This is a genomic window from Marinobacter lacisalsi (assembly GCF_042651045.1).
GTDB classification, from domain to species: domain Bacteria; phylum Pseudomonadota; class Gammaproteobacteria; order Pseudomonadales; family Oleiphilaceae; genus Marinobacter; species Marinobacter lacisalsi.
Genome location: NZ_JBHSDI010000062.1, coordinates 97057 through 110444 on the forward strand (window position 1 = coordinate 97057; position 13388 = coordinate 110444).

A 13388-nucleotide genomic window follows, 5' to 3' on the forward strand; every position below is an offset into this window, starting at 1 on the left:
GGTCTGAACCGGACATCTGATCGCGTTGTCGCTACGGTCACAGGGGAGGGCAAGGCATGCCGCAGATTCAGAAATACCCCGCCGGCTGGCGGGTACTGCATTGGCTAATGGCGCTGATGGTTCTGACGTTGATACCGGTTGGACTCTGGATGGCTTCACGGGCGGAAGCCGACATCTGGGGAGCGCTGACGAATACACTGTACAGCTCGCATAAGGCCATTGGATTCAGTGTGCTGTTACTGATGATCCTGCGGATCGGCATGAAAATCCGGCTACAGGCGCCGCCTTACCCGGAGCACATGCCACGCACATTGCAGATTGCCGCAAAGAGCTTACATCACCTGATCTATATCCTGCTGGTCGTGACGCCGTTGTTTGGCTGGGCCGGTGTGACAGCTTATCCGGCGCTGGACATCGTGGGCGGTTACGGCCTGCCGGCCATGCCTTTTGTGCCGCAGAGTGAAGATCTGGCCGGCAGCCTGTTTTATATACACGGGTGGCTTGCCATCACACTGAGTGTGCTGATTGCCGGTCATATCGCGGCAGCTTTGCGCCATATGGTCCGTAAAGACGGTATTTTTCGCCGGATGGTCTGAGCCAGGCAATGCAACGCTGCAGGCACGTAACCTGGAGTGCGAGGTGTTTTCAGGCATACGGTTTTTGCCCGCCGGAGAAGCCATGCCCGCTATCCTGAGCTCAGGGAGTCCAGGGCCCTGAGGATGGCGGGCCCAAGACGGTTGAGACGTGTGAGATTACCTTTCTCAGACGAACTTAACATACTGACCAGGTTGCGCTCACCGTGCCGTTTATAGTCTTTGTAGACCTTGAACAGTGTTTCCAGCGTTTTGGGGCCAATGCCGGGGATGGCCCGTAGTGCCTGTCTGACTTCGCCCGTTCCCCTTTCGGAGTGTCCCAGGACATCGTCCAGTTTGTTGGTGATGGCGCTGTCGAGCCGGTAGTCGCCCATGCGGGCGGGCATACGGATATCCGCATCCCGATCCTCCTGGCGTGTCTCAACCGTCGTCTGTTCCGCTTCGGTCGCGTCTGTCACCGGTTGAAAATCAGTGTCCTGGGTTTCGGCCGGTGGGGTATAGCGGGACACGATGGTGGCGCTGATCTGATTAACCTTCCGGTTATCCAGGGTGTAGACCGCGGCTTCGCAGTGAAAGCTGGCATTGACCGAATTGAGCTCTATACGGCCAGTGGGGTGGGACAGGTCGGCATCCTGAACGCTGACCCTGACCCGGTAATAGGTCCAGTAGCGGTTGGTGTTCACCCATTGCTTGACCCGGCTTTCGATCTGGCTTTCATGGGCCTGGTTCGCCTGGTGGGTGATCGGGAACAGATTGATATCACGGCCGACACCGCCCAGCTGGTCATTGAGCAGGTGCCCACGAATGAAGCGGCGGTCGCCCTCCGCTGAGGTATCTGTGACCAGTTTTCCCATCAGGCTGCGTTGACCGCTGGGGCCTGATCCCCGGGGGTGATCGGGGCCGAGCGGGTCCGCGGTCATTTCAGCCCCCACGGTGTGGCCCTGCAGATCACCACTGCCATAGCGGATCTCGGTTGTTTTTCCTGCCAGGCCGGTTCCGGCGGCCATTTCAGACATCGTAACCTCAAGGTCGGGGTTGATGGCCAGCGCCACTTTTGTCTGTTCACCCACGGTCACATAGGCCACGCGGCTAAGCCGGAAGCGACGCTTGATGCGCAGGAAATAGTCGTCCAGGCTCTCGGAATCGTCCACTTGCCTGGCGGCCAGTTCCAGGACCTGGCGCGCGGCATCCAGGTCTTCCCGTTGCTGGGCAGCCGTGCGGGGCTGCGGGGCCGGAGGTTCCTGCAGGGTGCCCAGATTCACTCCACGGGGATAGCGGGGCTGGTTTGCGGTCGGGGTTTCGTCCTCCGTCACGGTCCTTTCCTGGCCCGTGGGGCGTTCGGCCGCTGCCTCCCGGTCCTGTTCCCGTTCGGAATCACGACGTTGATCCCTGCCCTGATCGTTACCCCGGTCCCGCGATGGTGTGCCACGGTCCGGCCTGTCTGATGTGCGCTGACGGCCCCCGGACGCCGGGGATTCGCTGCCTTGCGAACGCCGGTTTCCGCCATTGCCGCTCCCCTGCTGTGGCTGCTGCTGGTGCTGGGGGCTGGCTCCGCCACCGCCGGCGCTGGGCGACCCGGATCGGGCCCCGGGCTGCCGGGAGCGGTCGGCCAGTTCCCCTGGCACACGGTCGTTGCCGCCGCGCTCGCGGGTCGGGCCCTGCCATTGTGCTTCATTGCGCAGGGTTTCGCGGGCGCCGGAAGCGGGGGGGCCATCTTTGGGGATGGCGTCCTGGATCAGCTGCTCGGCGTTGGGGATATCTTCGGTGCTGACACTGATCTCCGGCGGTTCAGGGTTGGAAAAGTTGTAGCTGAGCTCAGCCTGCAGGGCCAGGTTGGGGCCCAGGTCCCAGACCCATTCCGCCAGTTCCCATTCCTCGTCCCAGACCGTGACGAACAGCGCTTCGATTTCGGCCCAGGCATTCAGGCCCAGTTTGAATTTGGCCCCGGCCGCCATGGTCGCTGTGCCTTCGATCAGGTAGTCGCCGTCATCGTAGGCCAGTTCCGGAATCACCGAGATGGCACCGTAGATGCCTGCGGTGGCCATGCCTTCGATGCCACCGGTGAGTGAGCCCAGCTTTACATCCAGACCCAGGCCGGCGCCGATGCCCAGGTAGGCTTCGGCAAACGCAGGGATATAGAGTTCGCCGGTAACGGCAAAGGACGGTTGTTCCTCCGCGCCAATGGTGTATTCACCGGTCACGGTAATGTCGCGCAGCACACCCGGCCCGACGCCGGCACGCATACCGGCGCGAAGACGGATGACCGCCACCAGGATGGCCCAGAGCGGGATGTTCTGGCTGCGCTGGAAGATTTCCCGTTCCACCCGTTCCTCGGGAAACAGTTCGATCGGTTCCGGCACCCGGATCTCGCCCACGGTATCGACGGTGCCGTCGGGGTTGATGGTGACCTGCAGGGTACCTTCCAGGTTGGGGGCTATCTCGGCAGTCACATCACCACCGCCGTGGATATTCAGTTCGTCGTTTTCGGCCTGTTGCAGGCCCAGGGTGATGGTGCCCTCGAGGCGGCCGTCGTCCACGCTGAACGAGACCTGCTGCTCCGCCGACCAGCGTTGGTCCCGGTATTCCACATGCAGTGTGGTACTGATGCCGGGCAGGCGTTCGCTGTCAATGGCGATGTCGGCCGAGCCTTCCAGCTGGCCGTTCACCAGGTTGACCTGCACGGTGGTCGACTGAAGTCCGGGCAGGTCCGTGAGTTCGACGGTTGCCCCGATGTCGGTGCGCCCCTGCTGATAGTCGGCGCTGAGTTCGCCGCCGCCTACGCTGCCCAGGGTGACGGTCCCCCGGCCCCGGAGGCTGGCCGCACCCTCTTCGTCGATACTGCCGCGGATGTTGGCACCACGCACCGGCAAACCGTCGGGGAAGTCCTCTGCGGAGAGGTTGAAGCGACCGAAGAACCGGCCCTGGCGATTGTAGCCTATCCGACCGGTGGTCTCGGAAAAGCCGGGCAGGTTGAGATTGAACTCCGTTGAGCCCTGTACATGGTCGTCGGCAATGCTGGCATTGAGAGTGGCCTCGCCCAGTTCCCGATAGACCAGTTTGACGCCTTCCAGGCCGCCGGACAGGGTCTGGTTGTCGTAGTTGAGGCTGACGGAGCCTTCGGTCAGGGACAGGCCGGGAACCGGAGGATCCAGGCGGGAAACCGGCGTGGACAGGGTGCCGGACAGACTGCCGTCTTCCTGAACGCGCAATTCAGTCCGGGTACCGGCAAGCACCGGATGGGTGATTTCCACGTAGCCATCGCCGCTGAGCTGGCCGGCGTCGTTAAAGCGCACGTTGGCCTGACCTTCGGCCAGGTGTTGGTACGCCAGGTCGACGGTGAGGTTGCCCGACAGGTGGCCGTCGGTCAGACGGATGGCGCCGCTGCCGGTGATCTCCAGTCGGGGCATTCGGGAGGGCTTGAGGTCCGCCCAGTCAAACTGCAGTTCTGCGCTGAGCTGCTGGTTGTCGTCCAGGCCCAGGTGACCGGTGGGATTGTTCAGGGCTGGCAGCTGGGTGTCGATCTCGACGTCGTTGAGATCGACATTGCCCTCCCGGTCGACAATGCTGAATCTGACTTCATCGGCCACGACATGGGGCAGGGCGAGCTCACCACGCACCTCGCCCCTTTCCCGTTCGGTGTTGTAAACGAACCTGGTCAGCCGGAGCCCGGGAATGCCCAGGTTGCGCTCCTGAAACTGAGCCGTCAGCCGCCGGTTACCTTCCAGGTCTTCCGCGTTCAGGCGGACACCCCCGCCCAGCTGGATGAGGAAACCGCCGTCTTCCAGCCTTCCGGTCATGGCGGTGTTGCCCGGGCCGGCGGGCTGGGGCCCGGTTGCTGCCGGGGCGGGCCGTGACGCCGGGGCAGGCGTCTGCGAGCCTTGCCGGTCCGGTTGCGGTGGTGCGGTGGCGCGTCCGTTACTCATGGGTCAGTCCACCTTCTTCAGGCGCTGGTAGTAGTCGCCGAACAGGTTCTTGGTGACCGGCCTGCCGAGTTTGCCGTACTCGCGGGCAATGGCCCGGACCAGGTGCCCCATGTTGATGGCGCGGTCCTCCTCGGCAGCATAGCAGCCGGCCAGAAGCAGGGTGTTCTTGATATGGCCCCCGGTCAGCTCGAACTGGCGGGCGAGGAAGTCCAGTTCCAGGTCTGTGGTCACCGGCGCTTCGGTGGTGAGCAGCTGTTGCCAGATACGGTGGCGCTCTTCCACGCCCGGCAGGGGGAATTCCACCACCACCTGGATACGTCGCATGAACGCTTCGTCGATGTTCTGGGCCAGGTTGGATGCCAGAATGCAGAGGCCGGCATGATCTTCAATCTGCTGCAACAGGTAGCTGGTTTCGATATTGGCGTAGCGGTCGTGGGCGTCTTTGACTTCCGAGCGCTTGCCAAACAGAGCATCCGCCTCATCGAAGAACAGCACCACCTCGGCCTGGGCCGCATGGTGGAAGATGTTCTGCAGGTTTTTTTCGGTTTCACCGATGTACTTGCTGACCACGGTGGCGAGGTCCACCCGGTAGAGTTCCAGTCCCAGGGTTCGGGCCACCACGCTGGCGGCGAGGGTCTTGCCGGTGCCGGACGGCCCCACGAACAGCGCGCTCAGGCCTGGGGGCTGGCTGAACAGCCGGGACAGGCCCCAGTCACTCAGTACCTGCTGCTGGTGGCTGGCACGGAGGGTCAGTTCCTGCAACATGGCCTTATTGGCCGCCGGCAGCACCAGCTGCTCCCAGTCCTGCTGACAGTCAACGCGCTGGGCACCTCCCTGCATCGGCTGGGCAGCGGTTTCCTTGCACAGCTGGCGCAGAGTGGTGGCATCCGCCTGGCCATCAAGGGCCAGCCGACTCTCCAGCCTGCGGCTGACCTCCCGGATCTGGGGGCTGGAGAAACGGTAGCGCCGGGCCAGTTGCCGGGGCATGTCCGCCGGTTGCCGGTTCAGCCATTGGGCAGGCAGGTGATGTTGCCAGTGTGTCGCCCGTTGATCATCGTCGGGCGTCTGCAGATGAATCTCCAGGGGTGGTGAGCAACTGGTGCCCGGCTGGTATCCACGGGGGTCGGTAATGATGAGGTTGTCGGGCAGGATCTGGTACAGCGCCGCCAGCTGGTCCCGGCTGAGGGGCGCTTCGGAGCCTGCGCTGACCAGGGCCTCCCTCAGCTGTTGTTCCCGCCGCACGCGTCGTAACAGATGCCGCCATGCCTCCTCATCGTCGCCGTTGCCTGCTTCTGGTCGCAGGCGAAGCAGGTCGGCGCCGCGCTTCCGGGCCAGCCACAGGTCCCATTCTTCACCGGATTCGTCCCGCAACAGTACCGGTGGCAGTGGCTGGTTGCCGGTAAAGTGGCGTGGCACTGCCGCCAGCGGCGGTGGCGCAGTCGTGTGCAGGCGCGGTTGTGGGTGGCGGAGCAGTTCCACGTCTGTCACCAGTTCCGCATCCAGGCAGTCATTGCCAAGGAGAAAATCGACAATGCGGTCGTCCAGCTTCAGTGGTCTGTCCAGCAGCGGCCGCGAGGGCTCCATCATGGTAACGATGCTTTGCCGCCGCAATGGCGCATCGGCGGCAAACAGGCGTCTTATGCGGGCATTGAGGTCGCTCTGGCCGGCGTGGGGGAAAAGCTGGAGGGCCAGGCCCGGTGTCATATACCGGCGTTGTACATCGTCCTGCAGGAAGGCCCATACACGGGCAAAGCGCGGGTCCACTTCCCCGGCCAGCAGGTAGAGGATCAGGTCGGACTCCATCTGGCCAAGCCCCAGGGCTTCGGCCAGGCGTTGCGGTGGGAGGCGGGAGGCCGTGGCCCCGGCACGGGCCACGATACGCTGGCGCAGCGCCATGATGTCGTCGGTGGTGCCGCCGTAACTGGCGGCTTTGCCGGAGCCCAGCTCCCGCAGCAGGCGATTGATATCCGCATCGTCGAGGAACAGCCCCATGAAGCCTTCCTGGTGCTGGTCACCCCGAACGGCCCGGAAACGGGCAACGGCGTATTCCAGTTGCAGCGTAATCAGCTGCAGGACATCGTTCAGGTAGTCCTGATCATGATCATATCCGGGCAGGGGGTGTTCCGCTTCCGTCATGACATGGCTCCTGGCAGATGAAGTGTCAGCAGGCGGTCGCCGAGCCAGGGCAGGCGGCCCTGATCCCCGCTCAACCCGGCCATGCGCACCACCATGGACAGGGGAAGTTCGTCAAAGGACAGTTCCAGACTGCTGTCGCTGAGCCAGAGTTGCCCCGGCTGTTGCAGGAACTGCCTGCGCAGATAGTCGTGACTGCTGTGCCGGAAGCCCGGCAATCGTGCCCTGAGCCGTGCAGCCAGGTCGTCCGCCAGCTCACGTTCCGGGTCGTCGGCAGCGGCATTGGGCCAGGGCGGCAGGTGCTCGAGCTGGTGTGGCTTGTCGGCTTCCGGTATCTCCAGCAGGAGCTGCCACAACGCGGATTCGCTTCGTGCCAGGGGCGTCAGCTCGCCACCCGCCAGCCGGGTCAGCGCCAGGTACAGGTGCAGCGGGGAATAGGTCCGGTAAACTCCGTCATCGCGAATCAGCGGCAGCAGCAGGGCGGAACCGGCAAACGCTGTTCGTTGCGACATCGCAGATCGCCCGGCAGAGGTCAGGGGAGTGACGGCCCGGTGGCCGGTAGCCGGTCGTTCAGGGGCGGTGTCGGTGATCAGGTCCGCCCAGTCGTCTTTGCCTTCACCGTGCCTCTGGTACTGCAGGATCAGTTGACGTAGCGACAGTAACTCGGGCGAGGGCTGTCTGGCACAGAGTTCAGACAGGACAATGAGCCAGTCCCCGGGTTCGGTGACCCCGGGTTCCTGCAACAGCACCGCCTGCCAGCCACGACGTATCAATGCCCATTGCTGGATGGCCAGGACCCGTTCAGGTTGCAGCTCCTGCTGGCGGCGCGATACCTGGCAGAGCAGCGTGAACGCGGCCTGCCAGTAGCCGGCGACGACCGTATCCACCACCGTGAGGTCCTCCTGCGCCAGCGGTTCGAAGGCTGTCAGTGACAGCGGCCGGGCCAGCGTATCCTCGTCCCCGGCGGCCAGAAAGCCACGGCGGAAAATCTGCCGGATGTCCGCTGTGGCAACACGATCAACCAGCGCCTTCAGGTGGCCCAGTTTGCCGAGATGGTCGGCAACAGTACCCAGCCAGTGAGGGCGCGCGAGCAACAGTTCCGTGATCACGGTGCTGTCCGGCATTGTCCGCCAATGGCGCAGGCGCTGGTAGGGCCACTGGGACCAGGCCTCGCCCTGTAGCAGGTCAGCCATGAAATGGGCGCTGAAATCGGCTTCGCTGGCGTAGTAGCGCACCTGATCACGATTGCCCTGTTGCAGGGCCTGTTGCAACGCCCGGTGCAGGGCCTCGGCCCAGGATGAAGCCAGGGGCAGGCGGGTCCAGTCCACCGATGCCAGCAGCAGGGTGATATCCAGTTGCCGGATGCAGTACAGGCCCGGCCGGTCGGCCAGTTCCTTCTCCAGGAGGCGGGCCAGAGCCTGGGCCAGTTCTTCCTGTGCAGTACGATCCAGCCGCCGCCGGATACCAGCGGGATCGGTCATGCCGCTTGGCAACTGATAGTGATTGTCCAGGTGTTGTATCTCGAGCTTCATGAGTACGCCCTTCTACTCCGGCAGCAGCCCCAGGTAATCGCAGAACCAGTCCGTGCTTCGTGGAAACCGTTGCTGATAGGCGGTGCGATCTGCCTGGGTGGTCGGGTCAAGAAACTGCTCGGCCAGTGCGTGTTCCACCTGGGCGCTGCCGAACTGGTGGCGAAGTATCCGGGCCAGCCGTCGGCCCTCGAAGTGCATCAGGACCATGCGCACCCGGTTGTAGATAATCCGGTAGTGGTCGATCTGGTAGGGCGGCTTCTGGCGGAAATAATGGGCCACGGTACTGGCTGGCTGAACCCGGATATGCCAGCCCGCGCGCCAGACGCGGATGCAGAATTCCACATCCTCGCTGCCCCAGCGGCTCATGCGGCCGTCGTAGCCACCCGCATCGGTAAAGGCCTCCCGACGTACCAGTTGGCAGCCGGCCGGCTGGAACGGCACCTCCCGGACCTGGTCGGCGTGCGGCAGCCAGATCATATCCAGGCGAGCGTCACGCCAAGTGCCACCGTAACCACACATCCGCAGATTCTGGGTGTTGCTGATGGCCGGTCCCACCACTCCCGTTCCAGGGTGATCGTCCAGCGCATCAAGCAGCGGCTGCAGCCAGCCCTGGGGGGCGTAGCAGTGGGCATCCATAAACAGCAGCAGCCTGCCGTTGGCCATTTCCGCGCCGCGATTGCGGGCGCGGGCCGGGCCCTGCCGGGGGCCGGACAGGATTCGCAGCCGTGGGTCCGGATGCTGCTTCAGTCGATCTGCACTGCCGTCATCGGAGCCGTCATCCACCACGATCAGTTCGAAGTGGATACCCCTGGTGTTCTCCAGCAGAGAGCTAACGGTGTCCGCCAGATTGTCCCCCTCGTTACAGGCGGGCACGATGATACTGAGTTCAGGGTTGTGTGGCATGGCTGCTCCTACGCCAGTGGTGGCCCGATGTGTCAGCGTCGCCGGATCAGGTGGCGGGCATGATCAATCATGGTCCTGGCCTTGGCGTCGGAAACCCGTGCGGTACGGGCCACGGATCTCGCATCCGCGTTGGCGAGATCCGCCACCGAGGTATAACCGCGGCCCCGCAGTCGGTCGCCACGTGTGTCGCCCACGCCTTCGGCTTCCTCAATGGGCCGTCTGGTGCCGTCTTCGATATTGAATTCGTTCTCATCCAGGGTCAGGGGCTGCGGGCGTCTGATGCTTTCCAGGGCGTTGATTTTGTAACCGGCGGCCCGTACTTCCGAGACGCCCAGGATGTCGGTGAGCGCCTGGGTATCGGCCGCATGGAGTTCCAGCATGTTGTTGATGCCGGCCTCCTTGAGCCTTGCCTTCTCTCCGGCCCCGAGCAACGTGAGTTCATCGATGGATGTCTGGCGGCCACGCTCAATGTCGATGGTCCGACCATCCAGGGTGTTGATCAGGGTTTCGTCAATCAGTCCGGGGTTGGTGACCGGGCCAAGGGTCACGCCGGGGTTGAGCGGGCCCCCGGGGCCAACCGTGCCTATTGGGCCAATCGTCACTCCCGGGTTGATCGTCACGCCCGGGTCGATCGTCACTCCCGGGTCGATCGTCACTCCCGGGTCGATCGTCACTCCCGGGTCGATCGTTACTCCCGGGTCGATCGTTACTCCCGGGTCGATCGTTACTCCAGGATCGATGGTGACGCCGGGGTCGATGGTGACAATAGGGCCATCAGGCTCCTGGGTAACGGGGTCGTCAGGCTCCGGGGTCACGGGCTCGGGTGGATTCGGGGGCGATGTATTGGGTGGGTTTGTGGCCGGCGGCTCCTGCCCACAAAGGCACTGCAGATGGGCCTGGAGCATGGCGGTGCTGAACAGCCGTTTACGGGGGTACCGGTTGTCGATCTCGATGATCCGGCAATCCAGGATCAGCAACGTGGCCAGGACCAGGAAATTGTCCTCGTCCCGGCCCCGGGGTGGACAGTATGGCAGGGCGTCCCCACAGAGCAGGCTGCTCAGTTGCGAGCAATCGGTCTGCGTGGGCTGATGCAGTTCCGGCAACGCTTTGATCAGTTCAATACTGACACCGTGCCGGATACGGCTGACCTGGGGGAATCCTCCCGGATGCTGGCAGTCGATGGGTACCGGATGCCCGGCCGCGCAGGGTTCCTGGATGGGGCGGGCAATCAGGTAGACGCGACAGGTTTCGGCCTCGCTGTGGCCTTCGCGGCCGGGTTCCTCCAGGTTGTTGCAGTCTTCGGCCGACGGGCAGAGGTCTTTTATCTGAGGCTGCAGGTCAATGATGTCGGCGTCCGCTGGCAGGTAGAGCTCATCCCCCGCCGGCGTGAGGCCATAGCCCTCGCTGATCATGACCCTGGTGCCCAGCTCCGACTGGGTCCGGTCGACCCGCGCGCCGCAGACCACGCCCCAACCATGCAGGAAGCGATTCTGCCGCCGGAAACGCTGGTCCTGGTACTGCTGCTCCAGGCGCAGGTCATCGGCGCCCAGGCGCTGCCGTTCGAAGTAGGATGGCCGAACCGGTTGATTGGCCTTGCAGGCGTTGCTGTTGCTCATGGTCGGGCCTCCTGGCTCACTCTATGACGATTCGGGTGACGAAGAACCAACTGACAAAGACACCGCCCTCCCGGCCATTGCCCGTGGGACGGTAGCCAGGTTCATTCTTCAGGTTGTTGGACAGTGCCCCGCCCACATGCTGACCATCGATGGCCTTGCCGTCCGCCATCAGGAATTCACAGTTCAGGTTGAGCCGGAATGTCAGTCTGGTCGCCCGGCGGTCACCCAGATTGATGTCTTCCGGGAAGCGAATCAGTATGCCGTCCGCCTTGCCCTCCTCCGAATCAATAATGTCGAAGTCCTTGATGTATCCCTCTGGCTCTATGTCTGGCCGAATGGGCAGGATTTCGGACGGAGCCACGGTAATGACCTGGCCGGATACATGGAGCTCCAGGGTGGCGACGGGCGAGGGGCCACCTTTGATCATCAGAGGTGCCAGCTCGACCGGCCGGTCGAACGCGATGGCGAATCCGGTTCTGGAAGTAAATTCCACCGCCTCGTCCGGATTGCTGAGCCCTTCACTGTCGAAGCCTGAGTGTTCCCAGTTGATGGCGATGATGTGTCCAAGATCGGGGTCGTTGATGGGGCCCGGTTCCCCGCGTTGGCCACGCTGTCCCCGTTCACCCCGGGGGCCGGCCGGGCCTTGCGGACCAGCCGGTCCGGCCGGGCCTCGGGGGCCGGCAGGACCCAGGGGGCCCGCTGGTCCCTCAGGCCCCTCGGGGCCCTGTGCGCCCGCGGGGCCACGTGGTCCGGGGGTGCCTTCGGCAAAGCCCTCTTCCAGCATGCACAGGATGACGTCCTGGATCCGCTGGGTACTGGGCACGAAGCGCCGGTACGTGAGGTTGTCGATGGCAACGTCGTCGGTGCGCGCTTCACCAGGGTCCTGGATGACCTGACCGGGCTGGTAGAGGGGCAGATGGGCCAGCACCACGCAGTGATCGTCGCTGTCGCACCCAGGGCAACCGTCCAGCGCCTGCTGGAACAGGGCGCCGCATTCCGCCTCCTCGATGTCCACAATGGCCACCAGCCCACGGTCCGGCTGGCGTTCGTCGTCGCGATCGTCTGATACCACGTAGAGGCGCCCACCCAGGGGCATCAGGCGCTGCAGGCGGCCCTCGCCATGGATGTTTATCTGGGTGTCCAGCGCTTCATTCGAGGGCGTATCGCCGCTCACGCTGGCTACCTCGTCAATATCGATGGCGGCCACCCGGGTGGACCGCTGCTCACCCCCGGCCTGGAGCTCGACCACATAGGCCCAGCGTTCGTTGGGGGCCAGTGACAGGTCCAGGGGCGCACCATTCCAGACGGCGCCACGCCCTTCCGGGACCAGGGTTTTCTCTTCCACGTTCCAGCCGAACCGACGCAACAGGCCCTGGTGGTCGCTTCCCTCGCCCCGCCGGCTCAGGAGGTAGACATATTCGCTGTCGCGGCTGACCTTCAGGGCGATGGGGGTTTCTTCGGCGGCCACCTCGGGGGGCAGGTCCGGCGTTTCATCCGCACCGTCGCCGCCGGCGAGAAACCTGGCTACGTTGACGATCCGCAGCCGGTGCGCCGGTTCACTGTTGCCGGGGTCGGTCAGGAACAGGAATCGGCCATCTTCGGCAATGTCCATAACGGACGCCCCGGTGAGTGCCGGCGTGTCGCTGAATTCCGTGTTCAGGTCCAGTTCCAGCCGGTTTTCCGGACCACTCAGGGGGCGGCTTTCCGGGACTCTCGACAGCCAGTCATTGAGCGCGTCCTCGGTCCAGCCGACCAGTTTTCCGGACTCCAGCAAAAGCGCGAAAAGGGCGCCGTTGCGGGGTGATACCAGGAGCCTTGCCGGTTCGCCCAGTTCGATGCCGGCCGCCGGCAGGGTGGTCTCCCGGATCAGTTCCTGCCGATAGATGCCGATGCCGGTCACCGCTTCGTCACGCCCGGCAATGTCCAGTTGGGAGGCCGCAAGAAAAAGCCGGTCACCATGCAGGGACACGGCGACATCGGTGGGCGAGCGGCCCGCGTCGAGGGCGGTGACCAGGTCGTGGTTTTCCTGGGCGTAGACATAGATGCGCGCCTCGGAGTTCTCGTGGCCCTCGGCGGTGATATAGACCAGCCCGAACTCCGGGTCGATCGTGAGGCCGGTGATCGACTGGCGGCTGAGGGGCACACTGTGCTCCCACTCCAACTGGGCCTGGGCGGGAGGTCGTGCCGGGGTGCGGGTTTCAGGCCGTTCGGCCCGCAAGCGGAAGGTGACAGTTTCCTGGATGCGGTTGGGGGCATTGGCCTGGTCGGCGCAGTCGCAATCCGGTAACAGCACCGGTACCGGTTCGGCGGGCTCCTCGCCGTAGCAGGCGGTAATAAACAGGTGTTCACTGCCGTCCAGTTCCAGGCCCTGCTCCTCGATCAGCTCGGCGATCGGGATCAGGGTCTTTCTGGGGATGATGAGTTCCCGGCCGCAACAGTCCAGCGCCATGCCCGGTTCGATGTAGACAGCCTCGTCGCGGCATTCCGGGTTGGGGTGTGCACGGATACGGAGACCACACACCGTGCCGTGGCCATGGAGGTTCTGGTTGAGCAGTCGGGATTTCTGGACGTGGTAAACCTGCTCGTCAATCAGGTCACGCTCGACCAGCAGCTTGCCGTTGAAATAGTGATTGCGTTCAAGCCGCTCGAGGCCGCAGGGAATGCAGGCAGATTCGTTGTCCTTCATAA

Annotated in this window: 7 protein-coding genes; 1 reads left to right on the forward strand and 6 read right to left on the reverse strand. The window is 64.0% G+C overall.

Annotation, left to right across the window (positions count from 1 at the left end; genetic code table 11):
* Positions 1 to 56 precede the first annotated feature (56 nt).
* A complete protein-coding gene (locus ACFOZ5_RS18265) occupies positions 57 to 596 on the forward strand; it encodes a cytochrome b (protein WP_379890033.1) in 540 nt (179 codons plus the stop codon).
* A gap of 89 nt (positions 597 to 685) precedes the next feature.
* On the opposite strand, the gene ACFOZ5_RS18270 is transcribed toward ACFOZ5_RS18265, so the two are convergent.
* The 6 genes from ACFOZ5_RS18270 to ACFOZ5_RS18295 are packed head-to-tail and all read right to left on the reverse strand — an operon-like array spanning position 686 to position 13386.
* Positions 686 to 4516 (reverse strand): hypothetical protein, encoded by a 3831-nt coding sequence (locus ACFOZ5_RS18270; RefSeq protein ID WP_379890035.1) that lies wholly within the window; start codon positions 4514 to 4516, stop codon positions 686 to 688.
* Between the two features lie 3 nt (positions 4517 to 4519).
* A complete protein-coding gene (locus ACFOZ5_RS18275) occupies positions 4520 to 6652 on the reverse strand; it encodes an ATP-binding protein (RefSeq protein ID WP_379890037.1) in 2133 nt (710 codons plus the stop codon).
* The gene (locus ACFOZ5_RS18280; RefSeq protein ID WP_379890039.1) at positions 6649 to 8181 is read right to left on the reverse strand and encodes a hypothetical protein; all 1533 of its coding nucleotides are present in this window, start codon (positions 8179 to 8181) and stop codon (positions 6649 to 6651) included. Before ACFOZ5_RS18280 ends, ACFOZ5_RS18275 begins: the two co-directional genes overlap by 4 nt.
* Before the next feature lie 12 nt (positions 8182 to 8193).
* Positions 8194 to 9084 (reverse strand): glycosyltransferase family 2 protein, encoded by an 891-nt coding sequence (locus ACFOZ5_RS18285; protein WP_379890041.1) that lies wholly within the window; start codon positions 9082 to 9084, stop codon positions 8194 to 8196.
* 32 nt (positions 9085 to 9116) lie between these two features.
* Positions 9117 to 10700, reverse strand: coding sequence for a helix-hairpin-helix domain-containing protein (locus ACFOZ5_RS18290; protein WP_379890043.1), 1584 nt, complete (start codon positions 10698 to 10700; stop codon positions 9117 to 9119).
* A gap of 16 nt (positions 10701 to 10716) precedes the next feature.
* Complete coding sequence (locus tag ACFOZ5_RS18295; protein ID WP_379890045.1) at positions 10717 to 13386, reverse strand: hypothetical protein; 2670 nt, start codon at positions 13384 to 13386, stop codon at positions 10717 to 10719.
* Between the last annotated feature and the right edge of the window lie 2 nt (positions 13387 to 13388).